This window comes from Lentibacter sp. (assembly GCF_965658795.1).
Taxonomy (GTDB): Bacteria; Pseudomonadota; Alphaproteobacteria; order Rhodobacterales; family Rhodobacteraceae; genus Lentibacter.
Window position 1 is genome coordinate 1 of sequence record NZ_CBFHTG010000028.1, and the last position, 23,481, is coordinate 23,481.

The 23,481-nt window shown below is 61.2% G+C and carries 21 protein-coding genes; 9 read left to right on the forward strand and 12 right to left on the reverse strand.

Features of this window, described 5'->3' with window-relative positions; translation table 11 throughout:
* Positions 1 to 142: 142 nt before the first annotated feature.
* A complete protein-coding gene (gene cobO, locus ACTG3X_RS13750; protein WP_439111851.1) occupies positions 143 to 742 on the forward strand; it encodes a cob(I)yrinic acid a,c-diamide adenosyltransferase in 600 nt (199 codons plus the stop codon).
* Between the two features lie 114 nt (positions 743 to 856).
* Here cobO and ACTG3X_RS13755 read toward each other — a convergent pair whose 3' ends face one another.
* Positions 857 to 1,723: a branched-chain amino acid aminotransferase gene (locus ACTG3X_RS13755; RefSeq protein WP_439111852.1), complete on the reverse strand. Its 867-nt coding sequence runs from the start codon at positions 1,721 to 1,723 to the stop codon at positions 857 to 859.
* A 154-nt stretch (positions 1,724 to 1,877) separates the two neighbouring features.
* Between ACTG3X_RS13755 and ACTG3X_RS13760 the strand changes: the two genes are divergently transcribed.
* Together ACTG3X_RS13760 and ACTG3X_RS13765 are read left to right on the forward strand one after the other, a co-directional pair.
* Positions 1,878 to 2,393, forward strand: a complete 516-nt coding sequence (locus ACTG3X_RS13760; RefSeq protein ID WP_439111853.1) for a MarR family winged helix-turn-helix transcriptional regulator — start codon at positions 1,878 to 1,880, stop codon at positions 2,391 to 2,393.
* Complete coding sequence (locus tag ACTG3X_RS13765; RefSeq protein ID WP_439111854.1) at positions 2,390 to 3,091, forward strand: response regulator; 702 nt, start codon at positions 2,390 to 2,392, stop codon at positions 3,089 to 3,091. The genes ACTG3X_RS13760 and ACTG3X_RS13765 overlap by 4 nt, the downstream gene beginning before the upstream one ends.
* A 97-nt stretch (positions 3,092 to 3,188) precedes the next feature.
* On the opposite strand, the gene ACTG3X_RS13770 is transcribed toward ACTG3X_RS13765, so the two are convergent.
* Positions 3,189 to 4,685, reverse strand: coding sequence for a malonate--CoA ligase (locus tag ACTG3X_RS13770; protein WP_439111855.1), 1,497 nt, complete (start codon positions 4,683 to 4,685; stop codon positions 3,189 to 3,191).
* Positions 4,686 to 4,796: 111 nt separating this feature from the next.
* Between ACTG3X_RS13770 and ACTG3X_RS13775 the strand changes: the two genes are divergently transcribed.
* Genes ACTG3X_RS13775 through ACTG3X_RS13785 form a run of 3 tightly spaced genes read left to right on the forward strand, consistent with a single transcriptional unit; the run spans position 4,797 to position 7,846 of the window.
* Positions 4,797 to 5,720 (forward strand): DMT family transporter, encoded by a 924-nt coding sequence (locus ACTG3X_RS13775; RefSeq protein WP_439111856.1) that lies wholly within the window; start codon positions 4,797 to 4,799, stop codon positions 5,718 to 5,720.
* Between the two features lie 20 nt (positions 5,721 to 5,740).
* On the forward strand, positions 5,741 to 7,330 hold the full coding sequence (locus ACTG3X_RS13780; protein ID WP_439111857.1) for a 5-guanidino-2-oxopentanoate decarboxylase: 1,590 nt from the start codon (positions 5,741 to 5,743) through the stop codon (positions 7,328 to 7,330).
* Positions 7,331 to 7,339: 9 nt separating this feature from the next.
* Positions 7,340 to 7,846, forward strand: coding sequence for a 2-dehydro-3-deoxygalactonokinase (locus ACTG3X_RS13785; protein WP_439111858.1), 507 nt, complete (start codon positions 7,340 to 7,342; stop codon positions 7,844 to 7,846).
* On the opposite strand, the gene ACTG3X_RS13790 is transcribed toward ACTG3X_RS13785, so the two are convergent.
* From ACTG3X_RS13790 to ACTG3X_RS13800, 3 genes are read right to left on the reverse strand one after another with little or no spacing between them, the layout of a single operon-like run.
* Positions 7,843 to 8,808, reverse strand: coding sequence for a sensor histidine kinase (locus tag ACTG3X_RS13790; RefSeq protein ID WP_439111859.1), 966 nt, complete (start codon positions 8,806 to 8,808; stop codon positions 7,843 to 7,845). The genes ACTG3X_RS13785 and ACTG3X_RS13790 overlap by 4 nt on opposite strands.
* Positions 8,793 to 9,482 (reverse strand): response regulator transcription factor, encoded by a 690-nt coding sequence (locus tag ACTG3X_RS13795; RefSeq protein WP_439111860.1) that lies wholly within the window; start codon positions 9,480 to 9,482, stop codon positions 8,793 to 8,795. The genes ACTG3X_RS13790 and ACTG3X_RS13795 overlap by 16 nt, the downstream gene beginning before the upstream one ends.
* Positions 9,467 to 10,966, reverse strand: a complete 1,500-nt coding sequence (locus ACTG3X_RS13800) for a DUF4153 domain-containing protein (protein ID WP_439111861.1) — start codon at positions 10,964 to 10,966, stop codon at positions 9,467 to 9,469. Before ACTG3X_RS13800 ends, ACTG3X_RS13795 begins: the two co-directional genes overlap by 16 nt.
* A 163-nt stretch (positions 10,967 to 11,129) precedes the next feature.
* Between ACTG3X_RS13800 and deoC the strand changes: the two genes are divergently transcribed.
* On the forward strand, positions 11,130 to 12,119 hold the full coding sequence (deoC, locus tag ACTG3X_RS13805; RefSeq protein WP_439111862.1) for a deoxyribose-phosphate aldolase: 990 nt from the start codon (positions 11,130 to 11,132) through the stop codon (positions 12,117 to 12,119).
* A 4-nt stretch (positions 12,120 to 12,123) separates the two neighbouring features.
* A complete protein-coding gene (locus ACTG3X_RS13810) occupies positions 12,124 to 14,472 on the forward strand; it encodes an aldehyde dehydrogenase family protein (RefSeq protein WP_439111863.1) in 2,349 nt (782 codons plus the stop codon).
* 222 nt (positions 14,473 to 14,694) lie between these two features.
* On the opposite strand, the gene ACTG3X_RS13815 is transcribed toward ACTG3X_RS13810, so the two are convergent.
* The 7 genes from ACTG3X_RS13815 to ACTG3X_RS13845 form a co-directional block, all read right to left on the reverse strand.
* Complete coding sequence (locus ACTG3X_RS13815; RefSeq protein WP_439111864.1) at positions 14,695 to 15,996, reverse strand: M16 family metallopeptidase; 1,302 nt, start codon at positions 15,994 to 15,996, stop codon at positions 14,695 to 14,697.
* The gene (locus ACTG3X_RS13820; RefSeq protein WP_439111865.1) at positions 15,993 to 17,333 is read right to left on the reverse strand and encodes a M16 family metallopeptidase; all 1,341 of its coding nucleotides are present in this window, start codon (positions 17,331 to 17,333) and stop codon (positions 15,993 to 15,995) included. The genes ACTG3X_RS13815 and ACTG3X_RS13820 overlap by 4 nt, the downstream gene beginning before the upstream one ends.
* Before the next feature lie 96 nt (positions 17,334 to 17,429).
* A complete protein-coding gene (locus ACTG3X_RS13825) occupies positions 17,430 to 17,951 on the reverse strand; it encodes a DUF3035 domain-containing protein (protein ID WP_439111866.1) in 522 nt (173 codons plus the stop codon).
* A 51-nt stretch (positions 17,952 to 18,002) separates the two neighbouring features.
* The gene (gene lspA, locus ACTG3X_RS13830) at positions 18,003 to 18,482 is read right to left on the reverse strand and encodes a signal peptidase II (RefSeq protein WP_439111867.1); all 480 of its coding nucleotides are present in this window, start codon (positions 18,480 to 18,482) and stop codon (positions 18,003 to 18,005) included.
* A gap of 51 nt (positions 18,483 to 18,533) precedes the next feature.
* Positions 18,534 to 20,123, reverse strand: coding sequence for a bifunctional phosphoribosylaminoimidazolecarboxamide formyltransferase/IMP cyclohydrolase (gene purH / locus ACTG3X_RS13835; protein WP_439111868.1), 1,590 nt, complete (start codon positions 20,121 to 20,123; stop codon positions 18,534 to 18,536).
* 13 nt (positions 20,124 to 20,136) lie between these two features.
* Positions 20,137 to 21,873 (reverse strand): heparinase II/III family protein, encoded by a 1,737-nt coding sequence (locus ACTG3X_RS13840; protein WP_439111869.1) that lies wholly within the window; start codon positions 21,871 to 21,873, stop codon positions 20,137 to 20,139.
* A gap of 96 nt (positions 21,874 to 21,969) precedes the next feature.
* The gene (locus ACTG3X_RS13845; protein ID WP_439111870.1) at positions 21,970 to 23,226 is read right to left on the reverse strand and encodes an RsmB/NOP family class I SAM-dependent RNA methyltransferase; all 1,257 of its coding nucleotides are present in this window, start codon (positions 23,224 to 23,226) and stop codon (positions 21,970 to 21,972) included.
* Between the two features lie 63 nt (positions 23,227 to 23,289).
* Between ACTG3X_RS13845 and ACTG3X_RS13850 the strand changes: the two genes are divergently transcribed.
* Positions 23,290 to 23,469: a DUF1674 domain-containing protein gene (locus tag ACTG3X_RS13850; protein WP_439111871.1), complete on the forward strand. Its 180-nt coding sequence runs from the start codon at positions 23,290 to 23,292 to the stop codon at positions 23,467 to 23,469.
* The last annotated feature ends 12 nt before the right edge of the window (positions 23,470 to 23,481 follow it).

Genomic DNA, 23,481 nt, shown 5'->3' on the forward strand with positions numbered 1-23,481 from the left:
GACTGTTTCAGGAGCAAGCTTGGCAAACAACTTTGACCAAAACATGAAGAGACTGTGATTTTGGGGGAGGGCGGGGCAGAAGGCGCTGGCCAGTCTGGACGCGCTGTGTCTTTTTCGCGGGCACGGCGCGAAAGGAATTATTATGTCAGATGCGGATGACTACAAAGCCAAGATGAAAGCTGTGCAAAAGGCACATCAGGACAAGCAGAGAGAACTGAGAGACCCTGAAAAGGGGCTTGTCTTGGTGCATACTGGAAATGGGAAGGGGAAAAGTAGCTCGGCCTTTGGTGTGATTGCCCGCGCCCTTGGCTGGAAGCAGCGCGTGGGCGTTGTACAGTTTGTCAAAGGTAAGTGGGTGACAGGGGAAAAGCAGTTTTTTGATGCGCTCGGCGGTGTGGACTGGCACATGATGGGCGAGGGCTTCACGTGGGATTCACAAGACAAGGCACGCGACATTGCTGCGGCAGAAGCGGCTTTGGCGAAGGCGCGCGAGATGATGGTGAGCGGCGACTACGACCTCATCGTACTGGATGAGATCAATATTTCGTTGCGCTACGACCAGATTGCTTTTGCGCCAGTTCTGGAAGCGTTAGAGGCAAGAGATTCGCGCACAGGGGTGATCTTGACGGGACGCAATGCCCCGCAGGAGCTGGTGGATTATGCTGATCTTGTGACGGTGATGGAAGAGGTTAAGCACCCGTATAAAGCGGGTATCAAAGCGCAGCGCGGTGTGGACTTTTAAGGATCGAATTGCGCTTGCGCGCAATCCGACCAATGCGAGAGGGGCTTTGCCCCTCTCGCGCTCTCCCCAGGATATTTTGAGCAAAAAGAAAGCCCGGGAAGAGCGCGGTTTGGTTTAGCTGCGGACGAGCTTTTCGTAGGCGTCGGAGATATCACGGGTGAGCGCGCCAACTTCGAAATTGTAGTCGCCGATCTGGCCAACGGGTGTGACCTCGGCAGCGGTGCCTGTGAGCCAGCATTGCTCGAAGCCTTCAAGCTCTTCTGGCATGATGTGGCGCTCGTGTACTGTGATGCCGCGCTCTTTGAGCATGCTGATCACAGTTTGGCGGGTGATGCCGTTGAGGAAGGCGTCGGGCGTGGGTGTGTGGACTTCGCCGTCTTTGACGAAGAAGATATTGGCCCCCGTCGCTTCGGCGACATAGCCGCGGTAATCAAACATCATTGCATCCGAGCAGCCTTTGGCTTCGGCGGCATGTTTGGACATGGTTGCGATCATGTAGAGGCCTGCGGCTTTGGCTTGTGAGGGCGCGGTCTCGGGGCTGGGGCGCTTCCACTTGGCGATGTCGAGCTTCGCGCCTTTGAACTTGGCGTCACCGTAGTAATTGCCCCACTCCCACACGGCGACAGCCATGTGCACAGGGTTGCGGGCGGAGGCGACACCCATATCCGGGCCAGCGCCACGCCAGGCTACGGCGCGCACATAGGCGTCTTGCAGGCCGTTGGCTTCGAGCGCTGCCTGTTTGGCGGCTTCGATTTCATCGACGCTAAAGGGAATGTCAAAGTCGATCAGCTTGCCAGAATTGATCAGGCGCTGTGAGTGCTCACGCGATTTGAAGATTTTGCCGTCATAGCAGCGCTCGCCCTCGAAGACCGAGCTGGCATAGTGCAGCGCATGGGTGAGAATGTGGACATTTGCGTCGCGCCATTCGACCAGTTTACCATCCATCCAGATTTTGCCGTCACGATCATCATAGCCTGACATAGTGGTCTCCTCCGCGTGTCAGTTTCGTATTGTTGCGCAAAATACGACCGAAGTGGACATAATGTTGCGCAAAAACTGAGAATCGCTAACAGTTCAACCTTGGAATGTCAATAAAGCTGACTTAAAATCAGGCGAGGCAGAGGGAAGTGAAGATATGAGTGAGCCGATCACTGGCGACAGCCTGTTGTTCTTGACCGATGAGCAACTGCAACAGGGGATCGAGGGTATGTTCTTTGCCTATCGTGGCTTTACGGCCGACCCTGACCGTATTCTGGAAGAGTTGAACCGCGACCGCGACCAAAGCTACGGGCGCGCGCACCACCGCGCTGTGCATTTTATCGGGCGGGCGCCCGGCACGACGGTGAAGAACCTGCTCGAGATTCTTGGTGTCACCAAGCAATCACTCAACCGTGTCTTGCGCACGTTGATGGAGGATGGCCTTGTAGAGGGCAAGGTGGGTGGCAGCGACCGACGCGAGCGGCATTTGTTCCTCACCGAGGCAGGACGAACGCTTGAGCGGCAACTCTCGGAAGTGCAGCGCGCGCGTATGCGGGATGCCTACCGGACGGCGGGCCCTGACGCGGTGCGCGGGTTTCGCCAAGTGCTGGAGGCGATGATGGAGACAGAGTTGCGCAAGAAATACATGGCTTTGAAGGACAAAAGCGAATGAGTGACGTTGATGCGCATCTGTTGATTGTGGACGATGACGAGCGGATAAGAACGCTGCTCCAGAAATTCCTGATGCGCGCGGGCTTTCTTGTATCGGGCGCGCGTGATGCGGCCCATGCACGGCGGCTTCTGGCGGGGCTTGATTTTGACCTGATCGTGATGGATGTGATGATGCCCGGGGAAACGGGTGTCGATCTGACGCGCGCGGTGAGGGAAACATCGCAGGTGCCTATCATGCTGCTCACAGCCAAGGGCGAGACGGAAGACCGTATTGCGGGGCTGGAGGCGGGGGCAGATGACTATCTGGCCAAGCCGTTTGAGCCCAAGGAGCTTTTGCTCAGGATCAACGCTATCTTGCGGCGGATGCCGGAAGTGGTGGCGGAAGACGTGAAGCCCAAGGTGCTGGGGCTTGGGAGCTTTCAGTATGATATCGAGCGGGGCGAGCTGTGGCAGGGTGAGATGCTTGTGCGCCTGACGGCGACAGAGACCCAGCTGATGAAGATTTTTTCCGGCGCTGTGGGAGACGCGATCAGCCGTGTAGCGCTTGTGGAGGCTTTGGGGCGGGACCACGGGCAAGCCCAGGAGCGCGCGATTGATGTGCAGATCACGCGACTGCGGCGCAAGATTGAGCGCGACCCCAAGCAACCGCGCTATTTACAGACGGTGCGCGGGGCGGGGTATATGCTGGCACCTGACTGAAGCTTCGAATTTTCGCTTTGCGAAAATCCGACCGTCTGGGGAACCAGTCCCCCAGACCCCCTGGGATATTTGGGGCAAAAAGAAAGACTATGGTCTCTCAGGTGAAGAGGTTGGCGTAGGTTTCGCGGAGTGCCTTTTTTTGGACCTTGCCCATGGTGTTGCGTGGGAGTTCGGGCAGAAGCAGGATGTGTTTGGGCTGCTTGAACTTGGCCAGCTTTTCAGAGGTGACAGCTTGTATTGCCTCAAGTGTGAGGCTCTGGTCTGAAGGCACAACAACGGCGACAACAGCTTCGCCAAAGTCGGGGTGGGGCACGCCGATAACGGCGCTTTCCAACACGCCGTTGATATCATCGATCAGGCTTTCGACTTCTTTGGGGTAGACGTTGAAGCCACCTGTGATGATGAGGTCTTTGCCGCGGCCAACGATGCTGATGTAGCCGTCTTCATCCATCACACCCAGATCGCCTGTGATGAACCAGCCATCGGGGCGCAGCTCTTCGGCTGTTTTCTCGGGCATCTGCCAATAGCCCTTGAAGACATTTGCACCACGCACTTCGATTGTTCCGATCTCGCCTTGGGCCACCTCGCCTTCACGGCCCATGATGCGCAGCTCAACGCCCGGGAGCGGAAGGCCGACTGTGCCGGGGCGGCGGGTGCCTGTGTAGGGGTTGGAGGTGTTCATGTTGGTTTCTGTCATGCCGTAGCGCTCGAGGATGGTGTGGCCTGTGCGGGCCTGCCACTGCTCATGTGTGTCCACCAGCATGGGGGCGGAGCCAGAGATGAAGAGGCGCATATTGGCGGCGCGGTCGCGCGTCAGCTGCGGATCTGCGAGCAGACGGGTATAGAAGGTCGGCACACCCATGAGCACGGTGGCTGTCGGCAGGGCTTCTAGCACGGCCTCGGGCGAGAAACTGTTGAGAAAATGAAGTGTCGCCCCTGATACCAGCGCCAGGTTGGTGGCCACGAACAGCCCGTGGGTGTGGAAGATGGGAAGGGCATGGATGAGCACGTCTTGGTCTGTGAACTGCCAGTAGCCTTTCAGGCAGGCCGCGTTGGAGTAGAGGTTGTCATGGCTGAGCATCGCGCCTTTGGAGCGGCCTGTTGTGCCTGAGGTGTAGAGAATGGCGGCCAGATCATCGGCGGTGCGGGGCACGGGGGCGACAATGGCATCAGAGAGGGCCTCTGTCAGGGAGCCTGTGCCGTTTGCGCCCAGAGTGAAGACGCGCGCCTCGCCTGCAAGCGGTGTCACTTCGGCCACGCGCGCAGGGTCGCAGACCACGATGGCTGGTGTGGCGTCATCGAGGAAATAGGCCAGCTCGGAGGCTGTATAGCCGGTGTTGAGCGGCAGGAAGACACCGCCTGCGGCGACTGTGGCAAGGTAGAGCTCAAGCGCTGTGAGAGACTTCTCGACTTGCACGGCCACACGATCACCCGGCTTCAGGCCCGCGCTTGTGAGAACGGCGGCGAGGTGGAGCGCGTTTTGGAGGGTTGCTCCATAACTTTGGGGCGCAGCATCGGGCGCTTGGGCAAAAGTCTTTTCCGGGTGGGCTTTGCCATAGGCTGCGAGGCGGGAGAAAAGGTAGTTTTCAGTCATGTTGGCCCTCAGATTTGCGCAGAGTTGATGCGGCTTTGTCTTTGCAAGTGCAAGAGGGCAATTGACCTCAGGCGAGCTGCGCGCAATGGTCGCGCCGAAAGGGAGGCCCTCATGCATCCGCTCAAAGGCATCGCGCTGAAACTCTGTTCTGTTGTGACATTTATCACCATGGCCTCTCTGATCAAGGCCAGTGCTGCGCACGTGCCTGCGGGGCAGGCTGTGTTCTTTCGCTCTGTTTTTGCCTTGCCCGTTATTCTGGCCTGGCTCGCTATGCGGGGCGATCTGCGCACCGGGCTGAAGGCGGCTTCGCCTATGGGGCATTTCTGGCGCGGGTTCGTTGGCACGGCGGCGATGGGCCTTGGCTTTGCGGGGCTGGGGCTGTTGCCGCTGCCCGAGGTCACAGCCATTGGCTACGCTGCGCCGCTGCTCACGGTTATTCTGGCGGCGATGTTTCTGGGCGAACAGGTGCGCCTTTTCCGGCTTGCGGCAGTGGCACTGGGGATGGTGGGTGTTCTCATCGTTTTGGGGCCACGGCTGAGCGCGTTTTCGGGCGATACGGTCGAAAAGACAGCGGCGCTGGGCGCGATGCTTGTGCTCACAGGGGCGCTTTGTGCGGCGCTGGCCCAGATTTACATTCGTAAGCTTGTGGCGACCGAGCAGACATCGGCGATTGTGTTTTACTTCTCGGTGACCTCGGCGCTGCTTTCGCTGCTGACCTTGCCATTTGGCTGGGTTGTGCCAACAGGGCGTGAGGCCACATTTTTGATCATGGCGGGTTTGCTTGGCGGTATGGGGCAGATTTTTCTGACCTCGGCCTACCGCTTTGCGCCTGCTTCTGTGGTTGCGCCGTTTGACTATGCTTCGATGCTTTTTGCCATTTTGATTGGCATGTTCTTTTTCAACGAAGTTCCAGATGCGCGCACAATCGGTGGGGCTGCTCTTGTTATTCTGGCGGGAGTGATCATCATCTGGCGGGAACACCAGCTTGGGCTGGAGCGCGGACGTGCGCGGCGCGGAATGACACCGCAGGGATAAAGACAGATTAGGAGGCAGATATGCCAACAGTTGGAGAAGCACTTGTTGCGCGGCTTAAAGCGCATGGGGTGAGCCATGTTTTCGGCATCCCCGGGGTGCACACCGTTGAGCTGTATCGTGGGCTGGCTGCGTCGGGCATTGCCCATATCACCCCGCGCCACGAGCAGGGTGCCGGCTTTATGGCGGATGGCTATGCGCGCGCCTCTGGTAAGCCGGGGGTGGCGTTTGTCATCACGGGGCCGGGGCTGACAAACACGCTGACGCCCATGGCGCAGGCGCGGGCAGACAGCGTTCCGATGCTGGTTGTTTCAGGTGTGAACAAGACGCCTACGCTGGGCAAGGGGCTGGGCTGTCTGCACGAGCTGCCTGACCAGTTGGCGCTGTCAAAAACAGTGTCTATCACAGCCGAACAGATCGAAACGGCTGAGAGCCTGATGCCTGCGATTGACGCGGCGTTTGAGGGCATGGCGGCAGCGCGTGGCGGGCCGTATCATATCGAAATTCCGATTGATGTGGCCAAGCACGACCATGCAAAAGTGGGTGTTGCCCCGGCCTTGCCAGCGGCGCAAACGCCTGATGCGGGGCAGATTGCTGCGCTGTCTGAGGCGTTGATGCAGGCGGAGCGCGTGGTGATCCTTGCGGGCGGTGGCGCAAAGCGTGCCGAGGCGGCGCTGGGCCAGCTGGCCGAGCGGCTCGATGCGCCAGTTGTGCTGACGGTGAATGCACGCGGGATGATGCACAAGCACCCCCTTGGTGTTCCTGCCAGCCCGAGCCTGAACGCGGTGCGCGCCGCGATTGCCGAAGCGGACTTTGTGCTGGCCGTGGGGACAGAGTTTGGCCCGACGGATTATGATATGTATGCGCTTGGCGAGATGCCTGCGATGAAGCGTTTGGCGCGGATTGATATCTGTGCCGCGCAGCTTGCGCGCCACGCGGCCGAGATGACGCTCAAGGCTGATGCGGGTGCTGCGCTTGAGGCGCTTCTGGCGGCGGTTTCTGACAAGCCGATTGGCGACGGTGCCGCGCGGGCCGAGGCGGCGCGCAAGGCGGCTTGGGATGAACTCAGCGAAGATTACCGCATGATGTGTGGTATGCTTGATGTGATCCGCGAGGCGCGCCCCGGTGCGCTTGTGGTGGGGGACAGCACCCAGCCGATTTATGCGGGGAACCTCTTTTACGACCATGATGTTGCGGGGGGCTGGTTTAATGCTGCCACGGGCTTTGGCGCTTTGGGCTATGCTATTCCTGCGGGTATTGGTGCGCAGTTTGCCAAGCCGCATCAGCCTGTTGTTGTCATTGCCGGTGATGGCGGGGCGCAGTTTACCCTGCCCGAGCTGATGACCGCCGCGCAGGAGAAGCTGCCGATGACATTCATCATCTGGAACAATGGCGGCTATGGCGAGATCGAACTCACCATGCAGAACGCCGATATTGATGTGGTGGGCTGTGACCCGAAGCCACCGTTGTTTGAGCATGTGGCGGCGAGCTGCGGGATGCCTTACACTCGCGTTGTGGCTGAGCCTGAGGCGCTGCGCGCGGCCCTGCGGCCCAAAGCGGGGCAGGTTGGCCCTGTGATGATCGAGATCGACGCACCGTTTATTGCGAGCTGAGGGGGTATTTTGGCCAATTTTGTGACTGTTCCTGCGAAAGCCACGCCCGAAAGTGGCGCGTGGTGTGACCTGCATCAAGAGCGCCCGCGCGGGCTTTTGCCTGCGGCAGACCGTAAGTGCGTGGCTGGTTATGTGACGGCCAACCCCGAGTGGGCGGGCGTTGTGCTCTTTGTGGGAGAGGTGAGCCATTGGGTGCAAGTGTCTGCGGGAGAGATTGTGAGCTTCCAGTCGTTTCTCACGGGGCGGCTGGCGCAGGTTTTGGGCGCTGAAGGCGCGCCTGATGCAGATGTTTTGCAAGACACGATGAGCCAGCCCGAGCGGCTCGCCGGGCTTTTGCGCAGCGCGGAGGTGTCTGGCAACCCGGGCGCAGCGCTTGGCGCGCTTATCGGGGCCGAGCTGGCTGCGACGCGGGCCTTTTGGCTGGGTGCTGACTTGCGGCTGATGGGCGATGGCCCGTTGGCAGACGCTTATGAAGCGGCGCTGCGTGCACAGGCTGCCTGGGTCACCCGCAGCTAAAACACGATCTGAAAGCTTGCGCCCTTTGCCGAAGGCACAAGCGTTATCTCGGCGCCGTTGGCCTCAAGCATGGTGCGCGTGACGGCGAGGCCCATGCCTGTGCCGCCCGTGTTGCGGCGTGTGGTGAAGAACGGATCAAAGATGCGTGCGCGGTCGCCTTCGGCCACGCCTGTGCCGTTGTCAGAGAGGGTGAGTGCACCGTCTTCTGCTGTCAGCGTGAGTGCGCTTGCGCCGTGGTTCGCGGCGTTTTGAGCCAGCTGCTCCAGCACGGCTGTGAGCGCGGTTGCATCCAGCGGAAGCGGCGCATCAGCGGCTACCGACACTGTGAGCGTGTCGGGCAAGTTGCCCAGCACATCGGCCAGACGTGTTGGCCCCCGCCCATAGGGCGCGCGGGCAGCGGCAAGGGCGCGCAGGCTGTTGAGCAGGCTTTGCATCCGTGCGCTGGAGGTGTGGATAGAGCCGAGCAGCTGTGCGCGATCCTCAGGGTCATCCACCCCTGCTTGTAGCAGTTCGGCGGCAGCTGTGATGCTGGTGAGAGGTGATTTCAGCTCATGGGTGACATGATCAGAATAGGCGCGGATACCGGCCTCGCGGTTTTGCAAGGCTTTGGCCATATCATCAACCGAGCCAGCCAGCGCGCTGAACTCGGGTGTGCCGAAATGCGGAGGCAAGGGCGCATCAACTGCGCCAGCCTTCACCGCTTTGGCGTAGGCTGTGAGCGCATAGACAGGGCGCAACACGAGCCGCCAGAGCAGGTAGGCCAGAATGGCCGTGGCCCAGAGCGCGAGCCAGCCGATGAGCCATGTTGTTTCGGCCCAGCCGAGAATATTGCCCGCCAGTTTGAAGTAGCCGATGCCAACAAGCGGCAGGCAAAACACCGCCGCAAGCGTGCCGCCGATCACAAGCGCGAGGGGCGGACGCCACTTTTGGGTGATGCGGTTTTGCTTCACTGGCCCAGACATGCGCCCATCCTTACACCGACGCCATGCACCGTTTCGATTGCGTCGCTTGCGCCGTGCTCTGAAAGCTTTGCGCGCAGGTTGCGCAGGTGGCTGTCAACGGTGCGATCAGAGACATGGATGGTCGGGCCATAGACGGCATCCGATATCTGGACGCGGGAATAGACATTGTCGGGCCGTGCCATGAGGAAGGAGAGAAGCGCCATTTCGCGCTGTGTGAGAGACAGATCAACTGCGCCAAAGCGGCAGAGATGCTTGGCGGGGTCAACCGAGAGCAAGCCGCGCTTGAGCGGGCCGAGGCTGGCCGATGTGCTGCCGCCGCTGCGCTTGAGGATCGACTTTATGCGCGCCACAAGCTCGCGGGGCGAGAAGGGCTTGGTAACATAATCATCCCCGCCGATTTCAAGGCCGATGACCTTGTCTATCTCGTCGTCGCGGGCGGTGAGGAACAAGACGGGTGTTTCCTTTTCCGCGCGCAGGCGGCGGCACAGCTCTATGCCGTCTATCGCAGGGAGGCCTATGTCGAGCACGATCAGATCATCCTGACCGTTGAGCGCCTTGGCCAGACCTTCGGCGCCATCGCCCGCTTCGCGCACTGTATGGCCCGCTTGCTTGAGGGTGATGCGCAGCACATCGCGGATCTGGGGGTCATCGTCGATGATCAGTATGTTGGCCATGTTGCGGCCTCCTCGGCTTGCGTGAGTGCGTTTAAGCTACGCTGCAAGCGCCAATCCCGAAAGCCCCATTCGCGCCAGTCTGCAAACTGCAGGGTTGTAAGGCGCGGGCCGGGGCAAATGGCATGGCCGACGCGCATTTCAAATGCGGTGACGGCGGGGAGCGCGTGTTCGTTGAGCGAGCAGACATAATCCGGGTCAAGCAGGCGGTCCTGGCCAAGGTTGTGGCGCGCAATGGTGGCGGAAAAGCTGACGAAGCTGGCCGCATAAAGCGCCGCAAGACCAAGGAGCGCTGCACGGGTGAGCAACCAGCTTGCAGGCTTGTTGCGTATGACCTGATAGATCACCAGCGCGAGGCCGAGCGCGACGACGACCATCCAGATGCCAGCGGCCATGCGCAGGTGTGTGAGGCCGTATTGGGCCACATAAAGCTCGAGCCGCAGGAGCGAGGAGAGGACAAGAAATACATTTTGAGCGACCCAAGCGAGCAAGGCGAGGCGCAGTGCGCGGCTGCCCTCGGTAAAGGGGCGCGTGAGGAGGGCGAAGACACCTGCGAGGAGGGCTGTGGCCAGAAGGGGGTATGCGCCACGATGGGCGTAGGCGGCATATGTCATGCCATCAGGAAGCGCGACACCGCCCCAGAGATAGGTGATGTCGGACAGGGTTTGCACAGCGAAGAGCGCGTTGAAGAGCAGGAGCGAGCGACAGACAGAGCCAGCATTGAACGCGGCAGGCGCCGCGGGCAAAGCGGGCGTGGTATAGCCGAGCTTGAGGCGTTCGCGCATCGCGGGGGCGACAAGGAAAGGCAGGATGAGCAACGCTGTGCCGCACCAGAACAGCAGGCGATAGACTGTTTCGACACTGGGGCCGTGAGCGGGCAAGAGGCCGGTGAGCCAGCCCTGCATCATCGGGTTGGCCGACAGGAGCAGCGCGGCGAAGACAAGGCCCATGCCCAGCGGCAGAAGCCAGCCTTGGGAGAGCGCTGAAAGCGAGGCCTGCGGGCGCTTGGAAAAAGCGACATTGGCCCCACGAGACACTTCGGAGCACACGGCGGCGGGTGCGCCAGTGACAAACCTGAGCGCAGCCGTGAGCCAGCGAGAAAGCCCGTGCCAGCCGCCCAGAACGATCCAGCTTGCGCCGAGCACGAGACCGAGAGCAAAGAAGCCTTGCGAGAGCGCTTGGGGCTGCTCGACCAGCGGCAAAGAGAGCAGCGCGCCAACAGCAAGGCCGCCCCCGCCGCGCCGCCCGTTGAGGAGCCAGAGCGCAAGCAAAATGAGCATGCCGAAAAGAGCCAGCGAGAGGCCTGGCTGCGCCTGCCATGTGAGCGCATCACCCGCCATCACGAGCGCGAGCAGAGCGATAAGGCGGGGCAGGAGCGGCTGCTCTTTGCGGCCTGTTTCAGGGCGGTGCGCACGGGGTGGCGTGTTGATCCACCATCCGTCCATTTGCACCGAATTTGGCACGCCGCGTATGAGAAATGTTTTCATTTTACTGTCCTCGGGTTTCTTTGATTGCCCTCTGTATGGGCCCCGCATGTGCAGGCTGATCGGGGTGTTTGTGCAGTTTTTGTGCAGATCGCTCCGCGAGGTCAGCGCTTGCCTTTGCGCGGCGTGCGTGAGACTTTTGGGCAAGGCCAAAGAGGGCAACAGAATGATCATCAAAGACAAAGCGGGGCAGGTTCATCTTCCCCAGACAACCGAGCCGCGCAACGCGGGGATGCCGCTAGACCTTGACTGGGTGGCGCGGGTGCAGGCCAACACCTCGGCCATAGAGCGGCGCGCGGCGAGCCTGCCTGCGCGGCGCTCTGTGAAAAAGGCGCATCAGGCGGCTTGGCTGCTCAAAGCGCTCACCTGCATCGACCTCACCACCCTTGCGGGCGATGATACGGCAGGGCGTGTTGCGCGGCTTTGTGCCAAGGCGCGCCAGCCCGTGCGCGAGGATATTCTGGAGGCGCTCGGCATGGGGCCGATCACTGTGGGCGCTGTCTGTGTGTATCACGATATGATCGCGCCTGCGGCCGAGGCGCTGGCGGGGTCGGGCATTCCTATCGCAGCTGTCAGCACGGGCTTTCCTGCGGGGCTTTCGCCGTTTCACCTGCGCGTCAAAGAGATCGAAGAGAGCGTAAAAGCAGGTGCGAGCGAAATCGATATTGTCATCTCGCGGCGGCATGTTCTGACGCAGGATTGGCAGGCGCTCTATGACGAGATGCGCGCCTTTCGTGCGGCCTGTGGCGATGCGCATGTGAAGGCCATTCTGGCGACAGGCGAGCTTGGCTCCTTGCGCAATGTGGCGCGTGCGAGCCTCATATGCATGATGGCGGGGGCTGACTTTATCAAGACCTCAACGGGCAAGGAAAGCGTGAACGCGACCCTGCCTGTGAGCCTTGTGATGATCCGCGCGATCCGGGATTATGAGGCCGCAACGGGCTTCCGCATTGGCTACAAGCCCGCAGGCGGGATCAGCAAGGCCAAGGACAGTTTGGTCTACCTTTCGATGATGAAAGAGGAGCTGGGCGACAGGTGGCTTCAGCCCGATTTGTTCCGCTTTGGGGCGTCGAGCCTTCTGGGCGATATCGAGCGGCAATTGGAACATTATGTGACGGGGGCCTACTCGGCCAGCTACCGCCATGCAGCAGGATAAGAGCATGACTATCAAAGAGATTTTTCAGAGCATGGACTACGGCGAAGCCCCCGAGAGTGCGGCGGAGGCCTTTGCGTGGATCACTGACAATGGTGCGCAGTTCGGGCAGTTTATTGACGGGGCATTCACGCCGCCGCGCGCAGACTTTCTGAGCCGTAACCCGGCCAATGGCGAGACGCTTGCGGAGCTTTCGCAGGCCACCTCGGAAGAGGTTGACCAAGCCGTTGCCGCAGCGCGCAAAGCACAGGGCAAATGGGAGAAGCTCGGCGGCCATGGGCGGGCGCGTGTGCTCTACGCGATTGCGCGATTGCTCCAGAAGCACAGCCGCCTTTTTGCGGTGCTTGAGACGCTGGACAACGGCAAGCCGATCCGTGAGAGCCGCGATATTGATATCCCGCTCGTGCAGCGGCATTTCTATTACCATGCAGGCATGGCGCAGCTGATGGAGCGTGAGCTGCCTGATGCGCAGGCGCTGGGCGTTTGCGGGCAGATTATCCCGTGGAACTTCCCGCTGCTTATGCTGGCGTGGAAGGTCGCGCCAGCGCTGGCGATGGGCAATACGGTGGTGCTCAAGCCTGCCGAATACACCTCGCTTACGGCGCTTTTGTTTGCCGATATCTGCCGCCAAGCGGGCCTGCCCAAGGGTGTGCTCAACATCATTACGGGCGACGGTGCTGTCGGTGAGATGATTGTCAGCCACACTGATATCAACAAGATCGCCTTCACAGGCTCGACAGCTGTGGGCCGCAAGATCCGCACGGCGACGGCAGGAAGCGGCAAGGCGCTGACGCTGGAGCTGGGCGGTAAGTCTCCTTACATTGTCTTTGACGACGCTGACCTTGATTCAGCCGTGGAAGGGCTGGTCGACGCGATCTGGTTTAACCAAGGGCAAGTCTGCTGCGCAGGCTCGCGGCTCTTGGTGCAAGAGGGCGTGGCGGAGAGCTTTTACACCAAGCTCAAAGCACGGATGGCCAAGCTGCGGGTTGGGTCGCCTCTCGATAAATCTATCGACGTGGGGGCGATTGTTGATCCTGTGCAGCTCAAATCCATCGAAAGCATGGTTGCAGCCAATGATGAAGGAAACCTTTACGCAGCACCCGTAGAGCTGCCGAGCGAGGGCTGCTTTTATGCGCCCACGCTCATCACGGGGCTGTCGCCTGCCAGCAAGCTGATGCAGGAAGAGATATTCGGGCCTGTGCTTGTCAGCACAACATTCCGCACGCCAGCCGAGGCGGTGAGCCTCGCCAACAACACACGCTATGGGCTTGCCGCAACCGTCTGGAGCGAGAATGTAAACCTCGCGCTCGACATTGCGCCCAAGCTCGCGGCCGGGGTTGTCTGGGTAAATGCGACCAACCTGTTTGATGCTGCTGCGGGCTTTGGCGGCGTGCGCGAAAGCGGCTTCGGGCGCGAAGGCGGATGGGAGGGTCTTGCGGCCTATACCAAACCCAAGGCAAAGCCCAAGGCGCTGGCGCAGACCGCGCCCAACGCGGGCAAAGGCGGGCTGGAGACAGGCGCGCTCGACCGTACCGAAAAGCTCTATATTGGCGGCAAGCAGGCGCGCCCTGACGGGGGCTATTCGCGCGAGATTTTTGCCCGGAGTGGCAAGCTTGTGTCTCAGGCTCCGATTGCCAGCCGCAAGGATATCCGCAACGCTGTGGAGGCTGCGCGCGGCGCCGCTGCTTGGGGCAAAACAACGGGGCATCTGCGCGCGCAAATCCTGTATTATATGGCTGAGAACCTCGAGGCGCGGGGCGCGGAGTTTGCCCGCCGCATTGACGCTATGAAGGGTGGTAAGAGCGGTATGAAAGAGGTGAATGCCTCGGTTTCGCGGCTGTTTTCCTATGCGGCTTGGGCCGATAAATTTGACGGCGCTGTGAAGGGTGTTCCGATCCGTGGTGTGGCCCTCGCGATGCGTGAGCCGCTGGGTGTAGTGGGCGCATTTTGCGATGATGCGCACCCTCTTCTGGGGCTTGTTTCGGTGCTGGCGCCAGCGCTTGCGATGGGCAACCGCGCGGTGCTTGTGGCCAGTGAGGCCTACCCGCTGGAAGCGCTGGATATGGTGCAGATACTGGAGACATCGGATGTGCCTGCGGGGGTGGTGAACCTGCTGTCAGGCAGCCACAAAGAGCTGGCCAAGCCGATGGCGAGCCACATGGATGTGGACGCGGTCTGGAGCTTTTCAAGCAGTGATATTTCTGCCGAGATCGAGGCGGAAAGCGCCAGTAACCTCAAGCGCACATGGGTGAACAACGGCCAAGCGCGCGACTGGTTCGGCGCGGCAGGTGAGGGCCGTGAGTTTCTCGGGCAGGCGACTGAGGTGAAGACCATTTGGGTGCCTTACGGCGCGTGAGGGCGTGGTGGGTTGGCACCCACCCTACGCAGCGCTCGGTCGGGTTAACGGCGCAAAAGACGGGTGAGACCGGGGGGGTGAAACCTGTGCACCACGCGTGCACCATGCGTGCACCGGGTAAACGGAAGTATTGTTAACGCCAAATTAAGATAACGCAGCGCGCGCTGTGTGGGGCGCGTTGCGTCTGGATATTTGAAGCAAAAAGAAAGAGTAGGCGCGCGCCTAGAGCCCTTCGGGCTGGCCGACGACTGTGAAGCTGAGCTGGTCGGGCTTGAGGTAGTCGCGCGCGACGCGGTTGATCTGCTCCAAGGTCACGGCATTGACACGGTCATTGCGGGTGTCGATGTAATCAAGGCCCATATCCGAAATCTGCATTCCGACCAGAATATCTGCGATGGGGCCGTTGCCGTCAAAGCGCAAAGGGTAGGAGCCTGTGAGGTATGTCTTGGCGTTTTGCAGCTCTTCCGCGCTCACGCCCTCTTCGGCCATGCGGGTCCACTCCGCGCGGATAACCTCCATCGCCTCGGCGATACGGTTGTTGGCGGATTGAACCGAGCCCAGCCAGACATCGGCTCCGTTTTTGTCGACAAGGTAGGAGTAGACACCGTAGGTGAGGCCGCGCTTTTCGCGCACTTCCTGCATGAGGCGGCTCTCGAACCCGCCGCCGCCGAGCACCACATTGAGCAGGTAGGCGGCGAAGTAATCGGGGTGATCAAAGGGCACGCCGGGCTGGCCGAACATGGCGACAGACTGGGGTGTTTCAAAGTCGATGACCACTGTCTCGCCGTCAAAAACGGGGGTGGCATCGGCGGGCAAGGGCGCGCCTGTGGCGGGGAGATCGGCGAGGAGCGTATCGAGCACGGGGCCAAGCTCTTCGCGGGAAATGTCGCCAACCACGCTGATATAGAGCCTGTCGCGGGCGACAGCAGCGCTGAAGGCGGCAAGGATATCTTCACGGGTGAGGGCTGCGACGCTGTCAAGCGTGCCGCCGAGATCGGAGCCGTAGGGGTGGCTGCCGTAGATGCGCGCATCAAAGGCTTTGCCAGCGATGGCGCTCGGGTCTTTTTCATCAGAGCGGATGCCCGAGACCACTTGGGCGCGCACGCGCTCTATGGCGTCGTCATCAAAGCGGGGCTCTGTGAGGCTGAGGCGCAACAGCTCGAGCGCTTCGGCGCGGTTCTCTGTCAGGAACTTGGCCGAGACAGAGAGTGTATCGTCGCTGACGCGGTAGGAGAAAGAGGCGGCGAGGCCATCGCGCGCTTTGGCGAAGGCGCGGGCGTCAAGCGGGCCTGCGCCTTCTTCTATGAGTGCGGTCATGAGGTTGGTTGCGCCGCGCTTTTCGGGCGCGTCGAGCGAGGCACCGCCTTGAAAGCGCATTTCCAGCGCGACAAAGGGGATGCTGTTTTCTTCAACATGCCAGACGGTGAGGCCGCCCTCGGTTTGGAACGCGTCAATTGTAACGCCCGCTGTGGCGGGGACGGCGGCCAGAAGAAGGCTGAGGCAGGTGGCGAAAAAGGCTCTCATGAGGCGTCTTCTTTCTCTTTCATCAGGTAGCCTGTGACCGAGCGGTCAAGGTTGAACACGGATTTGGCGGCGGCGATGATCTCGTCTGGGGTGATGGACTGGAGAATATCGGGCCACTCCTGCACATCGGCCACGGTGAGGCCGCTGGTGAGCGCGCTGCCGTAGACATTGGCGAGGTTGCCCACATCATCGCGGGCATAGATCTGTGCGGCGCGGATCTGCATTTTGATACGTGCAAGCGCCTCCATGTCGATGGGTTTGGAGAGGAAGCTTTGCATGGCTTCGTCCATGGCGGCCTCTGCCTCGGGCAGGGAAACGCCATCGGCGGGCACAACGATGACTGTGAAGCTGGTATCGTCAAATGATTCGCCGTCATAGAAGGCACCTGTGTAGACGGCCTTTTGCGTGTCAAATTGCAGCCGCTCTGTGAGGTAGCTTGTTGTGCCGCCGCCCAGAAGCTCGGCCAGAAGCGTAAGCGCTGCGGCCTCGCGCTGTGCGCCTGCGTCACGCTCGGGCGCAAGGTAGCTGCGGCTCACGTAGGGCTGGGCCACGCGCGCATCGCGGAAGATCACGCGGCGCTCGGCCGTTTGGGGCGGCTCGATGGGGCGGGCGCGCTCTGTCAGCTCCGGATTAGGCTCTAACACACCGTAATATTGCTCGGCCAAGGCTTTCACACTTTCGGGCGTGACGTCGCCTGCGACCACGAGAATGGCATTGTTGGGGGCATAGAAGCGCTCGTAATATTCCAGCGCTGCATCAAGATCGAGCGTGACCATTTCGTGGCGCCAGCCGATGACGGGGATGCCGTAGCGGTGGTTGAGATATTGCGCGGCGTTCTTTTGCTCGCGAAAGAGCGCACCCGGGTTGTTCTCGGTGCGCTGGTTGCGCTCTTCGATGATGACTTCGCGCTCTGTGAGGATATCTTCATCGGACAGGCGGATGTTGACCATGCGGTCGCTCTCCATCTGCATCATCAGCTCGAGCCTGTCGGCGGCGACGCGCTGGAAATAGGCGGTGTAGTCATAGCTTGTGAAAGCGTTGTCGCGGCCCCCGTTGCGCGCGACCGTTGCCGAAAGCTCGCCCGGCGCGAGCGTGTCTGTGCCTTTGAACAAGAGGTGCTCGAGAAAATGCGCAACACCCGATGTGCCGGGGAACTCGTCGGCAGAGCCTGCGCGGTACCAGACCATATGGGTGACAACGGGCGCGCGGGTGTCTTGGATGACAACCACGTCCATGCCGTTCTCAAGTGTGAAGCTGGTAACAGCGTCTTTGATATCGGCCTGCGCGGGAAGCGCGAGGCCAAGACTGGCAACAAAAGACAGAAAGAGGGCGCGCATGGGGTCACTCCTTGGAAAACTCAGTTTAAACATAGGTCTGAACGCAGCAACAGCAAGCGCCAGTGAGACGGTTAACGCAGATGTGACAGGGCGGGGTTATTCGCCGCGGGGCGGAGCCGTTGGGGTGCGCACGCCTGTGCGGCGGAACGAATACCAAGTGTCATACGGGTCAAGCGACTGGCGCTTGTAGGCCTGTGCGTAGCGGTCTGTCTTGATCAGGCGGATTTTGGTGAAGCGTGATTTGCGCGCGCGAAACGCCTCATCCTCAGTGGCGAGGGTGCCGCGAATATCGGGTGTGCCCCCGTTGCGGCTGGCGTGGTTGACCAGCGCGGCATCAGAGGCCGGAACGCCAGCAGGCGCAAGGCTGGCCGGATTGCCGCCAAGCGCTGCGATGCCTTCGGCCTTTGGGTTGCGATCGGTGAGGCTGGCCTGCCCCGGTGTGGGCGCGGGCAATGTGGTGTAATCGCTTGGCGCCTCAAGTGCGCGGCTGGGCAGGATGCCGAACTCGTCGGGGCCTTCGTTGGGCTTTTCGAGCTGGCGCATCGAAATATCGCGCTCGCCACAGGCCGAAAGGCCGACGGCGGCAAGAAGAATGAGCATAAGATATGGCGCGCGCATCATGCACCTCCCGTTGAGTTGGCTTTGTCTTACCTCTTTTTTAGGGCGAGGTCACGAGGGGTTTTGTTTAGTCTCGCCCGATGTAAAAAGCACGAGGCCCACGGCCCCGATAAAGACGGCAATATCTGCGATATTGAAGGAAAACGGGTTGTTTATACCGCAGCAAGACATGTTGAGGAAGTCTGCGACCGCGCCATAAATTATGCGGTCGATCACGTTGCCGAGTGCACCGCCCACCAGCATACCGGCAGAAATACGCCCAGGTGTGCTTGGCTCTTCTTTGGAGATCCAGACAAACACCGCAATCGAGATGATGAGCGCAACCGTGATCAGCACCCAGCGGGTGAGGTGGTTGTCTTCGGCAAAGAGGCCGAAGTTTACCCCGTAGTTCCACGCCATGCGCAGGTTGAGGAAGGGCGGGTACACATCAATCGACAGTTTCTGGGCGAGATTGAGCCAGTGAACGACGAAATACTTGACCGCTTGATCAATACTAAAGGTCACGAGCGCGACCCAGAACATTATGCGCATTGCGCTCTCCTGCCTGCGGGCGTTTGCCGCCCTGTTTTACTGCGTTAACCTTTAGTGCCTGAAATGGCGCATACCGGTCAAGACCATAGCCAAGCCTGCGTCATCGGCGGCTTTGATCACATCGTCGTCGCGCATGGAGCCGCCCGGCTGGATGATGGCCGTTGCGCCCGCTTCGGCGGCCGCCAAGAGACCATCGGCAAAGGGGAAGAATGCATCGGAGGCCACAACAGAGCCTTGGGCAAGGCTTTGCGGCAGGCCGCAGTCTTTGGCCATGCGTGCGGCTTTGAGCGCGGCGATTGTGGAGCTGTCAACGCGGCTCATCTGGCCTGCGCCAACGCCCACTGTGGCGCGGTCTTTGACATAGACGATCGCGTTTGATTTGACGTGTTTTGCAACGGTCCAGGCAAAGAGCATATCGGCAAGCTCGGCCTCGGAGGGCGCGCGCTTTGTCACGACTTTGAGGTCATCCAGCGTGATGTGGCCTGTGTCTTTGTCTTGCACAAGCAAGCCGCCCGCAACCTGACGGTAGCTGAGCTGGGCTGCGCGTGGATCGGCCAGCGCGCCTGTGGTGAGCAGGCGCAGGTTTTTCTTGGCCGCAAAGATTTCGCGGGCCTCTTCGGTCGCGTCGGGGGCGATGACAACTTCGGTGAAGATGTTGCAGATTTCTGACGCTGTGGTGGCGTCGAGCGTCTGGTTGAGCGCGATGATACCGCCAAATGCCGAGGTGCGGTCACAGTCAAAGGCGCGGCTGTAGGCCTCGACAAGCGTGTCACCACGGGCCACACCGCAAGGGTTGGCGTGTTTGATGATCGCCACGGCGGGGCCGTCTTCGGGGGCAAATTCGCTCACCAGCTCGAAGGCGGCATCGGTATCGTTGATGTTGTTGTAGCTCAGCTCTTTGCCTTGGTGCTGGGTGGCTGTGGCCACACCGGGGCGTGCGGAGCCGTCTTTGTAGAACGCCGCTTGTTGATGCGGGTTTTCGCCGTAGCGCAGGCTCTGGGCCAAGGTGCCGGCGATGGCGCGGCGGCGCGGGGTTGGCTCGGCGATGGCATCGGCCATCCACGTGGAAACGGCGGCGTCATAGGCCGCTGTGCGCGCATAGGCGATCTGGGCTTGGCGCTGGCGGAAGGCATAGCCTGTCTGGCCATTGTTCTCTTCAAGCTCGGCCAAAAGGGCTGCGTAGTCTTCCACATCAACAATGGTGGTGACGAACGCGTGGTTCTTGGCAGCAGCGCGGATCATGGCGGGGCCGCCGATGTCGATGTTTTCGATCATCTCGTCGTAGGCTGCGCCACGGGCGAGGGCGGCTTCAAACGGGTAGAGATTGACAACCAGAAGGTCGATCGCGTCGATGCCGTGGGTGTCCATCGCGTCGGTATGGCTGGTGTTGTCGCGCAGGGCGAGGAGGCCACCGTGCACCATCGGGTGCAATGTCTTGACGCGGCCATCCATCATCTCGGGGAAGCCTGTGACATCGGCCACATCTTTCACGGTGAGGCCTGCCTCGCGCAGTGTTTTGGCGCTGCCTCCTGTCGACAGAAGCTCGACGCCGCGTGCGGCCAGTGCTTGGGCCAGCTCAACGAGGCCGGATTTGTCGGAAACAGAGAGAAGCGCGCGGCGCACGGGCGAAAGAGAGGTCATGGGGCAGCAGTCCTTAGGTCAGATCAATATCGTCGCGCTTTATGTCGCGGATGGCCACGGCACTATCATGTGCCTTGGCCAACGACCAGCGGATGCGGGTGGCATACTCCATTGCGCGGGCAGAGAGAACGATTTGTTTGGTCGCACGGGGCTTTAAACGGCCTGTTTCAAGGTAAACGCTTGGTTCAAGGCTCATTTCGGCGCTGGCCTCACAGCGCAAAACCCAGATTTCGCCACTGCGCAGGGCCAGAGAGATGGCCGCGCCACCCATGTCGATGGTGGCATCAACCTCGGGGTGCAGGTGAAAACGGATCTGAAAGAGCAGGCCCGCATCAACCGCGTGGCTGAGCGCTTTTTGAAAGGTGCTTTTGTCGCCCTCATCAACAGCAAAGAGCATATCCTCGCCTGCAAGGCCGCGGCCATCGGAGGTCAGCTCAAGGGTGCGGGCGTGGGTGAGGCCGTGGGTGCGCAGCCAGCCGTTGTGCCCGCCTTGAAAGCGCAGGCCGTCACTGACGGCGCTCATTTCGACAGGGACATGGGTTGGCCCCGAAGAGATCAGCTCGGTGCCGTCGCGGGCGGTTTTGGTAAGGCGGGAGGAGGACACCCCCTCGATGCACAATGTGCTGTGGGACGGGGTGGCACGGCCTGCGCGGCGCCAATCGGCCCCGAAGCAGGCGCCTGAGCCGCAGTTGACGATCAGCGGGCGGCGGCCCGAAGTCAGCTCGAGCGCGAGGGTGGAGGCATGTGCGTTGTGGCTGGCGCGGCCCTGTGGTGGCAACGCGGCATCAATCAGGATGCTGGTGCGGCCAGCCGATAGGCGGGCGTAGCCCATGGACAGCCCCTCTGGCGCGCGGGGCTTCACGCCTGATGCGGCCAGAGCGTGTTCCAGGCGGCCCTCAATCCCGCGTCCGCCACCATGAAAGCGGGCAAGGCCCCCATCAGAATGGCGCAGGGCGCGCAAGGTGGGGGCGATGCGCAAAAGCGCTTCTTCATGTTCGGGGGTGACGCTGTGGCCCGTTTCGCGCAGGGCAAGGGCCGACCAGCTGAGCAGCGTAAACACTTCGAGCAGCTCTTCGGGGTTGCGGGTGGGCAAGCCACCATCTGCATCAATCTGGCTGGCGCATTCGCGGGCAAGCGCCTTTTGTGCGGGGGCAATGTAGCGCTCCATGCCTTCCAGAGACAGGGCGGCGTAGAGCAGGCCGGACAGCGCTTCAAACCGTGCAAGGCCGGGGCGCGTGGCGTGCCAGCGCCGACCTAGAAAGACGGTTTGGTGGGCGAGGGAGCGGAAAAACAGATCAGACTGCGCCTTCTCGCGGTTTTGCAGCACAAAGAAAGCGTGGTTGATCCAGCGGATCAGGCGGCGACCTGTGAGATCGGGTGTCCAGCCAGCCCCTGCGCCGCGTCCGTAGCGCTCAAGCCACTGCCAGACCCATGTTTGCGCCGCCTGCCGCGCGGAGGCATCGCCGACTGCGGCCAGATCATCGAGCCATGAAAACCCGTGTGCCTCGGCCTGAAACTCGGCGCTGGCCTGAGGCAGATCCCAGAACTCAAGCCGCGCACCGGACAGAAGCTGGCCCGCAAAGAGATAATTGCCGGCCACAAGCTGTTTGCCACGGGCATAGAGGCCGATTGTGCGGGGTTCGGGGGAGGAGACGAAAGCCGTGGGCGCTGCCGAATAGGCGCCACGGCGGGCTGCGACACGGTTGAACAAGCGCGTTTGAAACGCGCCAAACGGGGTTTGGTATAACATACTCTACTGGCCTCTGTGCGCCCTTTTGGGCGTCGTTACAGAGGACATTACACAGCGATTGGCCTTTGGTCACCACTCAAATGCGCGGTTGGCGCATTAGGCGCGTTTTAGCACCGCCATGTAGAAGCCGTCCATGCCGCCGATTTCGGCGAAATAGTCGGGGCGCAGGCGCAGGCCGCCTTCTTCTGTGATCCACGCCGCATCGATGCCGTCGCGGGCGAGCGCCTCGGTATCGGCGGTGAATTCGGGGTGGGTTTCAAGGAAGTCTTCAACCTGAACTTCGCCTTCATCCGGCAAGAGCGAGCAGGTGCAGAACACCAGCCTGCCACCGCTTTTGACGAGGCCTGCAGCATGGGCCAGCATCCGGGCCTGAAGCTCGATGAGCGCGCCGAAATTCTCGCCTGTTTTGGCGTGGGGCAGATCGGGGTGGCGGCGCAGGGTGCCTGTGGCCGAGCAGGGCGCATCCAGCAGTACGGCGTCATAAGCGCCTGTGTGGGTGAGCGCATCTTCGCAAACAACAGTGGCTTTCAGGCCTGTGCGGGTGAGGTTTTCGCGCACGCGCTTGAGGCGTGTCTCGGAGGCATCAAGCGCAGTGACCTCGGCTCCTGAGGCGGCGAGCTGCATGGTTTTGCCGCCCGGCGCGCAGCACATATCAAGCACGGTCTCGCCCTTTCGGGCGTTGAGCAGCTTGGCGGGTAGGGCCGCAGCGGTGTCTTGCACCCACCAGTCGCCTGTTTCAAAGCCCTCAAGCGCGCTGACTTGCCCCGCTTCGGGCAGGCGCACAGAGCCCATGGGCGTGAGGGTGCCGCCGAGCTTTGCAGCCCAGCCTGCGGGATCGGATTTGACCGAGAGATCAAGCGGCGCGCCTGCGAGGTGGGCCACTTCCATGGCCCCCACGATTTCGGAGGAATAGGCCTCGGTGAGCGGGCCGCGCAGCCATTTGGGCAGGCGGGGTGCGCGCAGGATCTTGATTTTCTCCGGGGCTTCTGCGGCGACTTTGCGCAGAACTGCGTTCACCAGCCCTTTCATGGCGCCGTATTTCTTGTGCTTTGACACGAGCGTCACGGCTTCGTTGACCACGCCGTGGGCATCGCCGCCTTGGGCCAGCTCGATTGTGGAGAGGCGCAACAGGTTCATCACATAGGGCGCAGGGGGTTTGCGCAGGTGCGACTTGAGAAGTTTGTCGGCGCGCTCGAGGTTGCGCAGGGTCTCGTTGGCCAACCGCATCGCGCGGGCCTTTGACGCGCCATCCAGACCTTCCAGCGCGCGTTGGGCGGCAGACTCAGACAAAAGGCGCTCCTCGTTGAGAACCTGATTGAGCATGGAAAGCGCGGCTTGGCGGGGTGTGGGCATGAGGTGTCCTTGGCAATGTGTTGCTTGGGGCATATATCAGGGCAAGCCTGAAAGGAATATAAGATGTCAGAGAAGACAGATCTGCCCGAAGCGGCCAAACGCGCCCTTGCCGAAGCCGAAGAGCGCCGCGTGGCGCGTGACGCCGAGATGAAAGCCCGCCCCAAAGAGCTGGGGGGCCGCGACGGGCTTGACCCTGCGCGCTATGGCGACTGGGAGAAAAAAGGCATCGCTATCGACTTTTGAAGAGGGATTGCG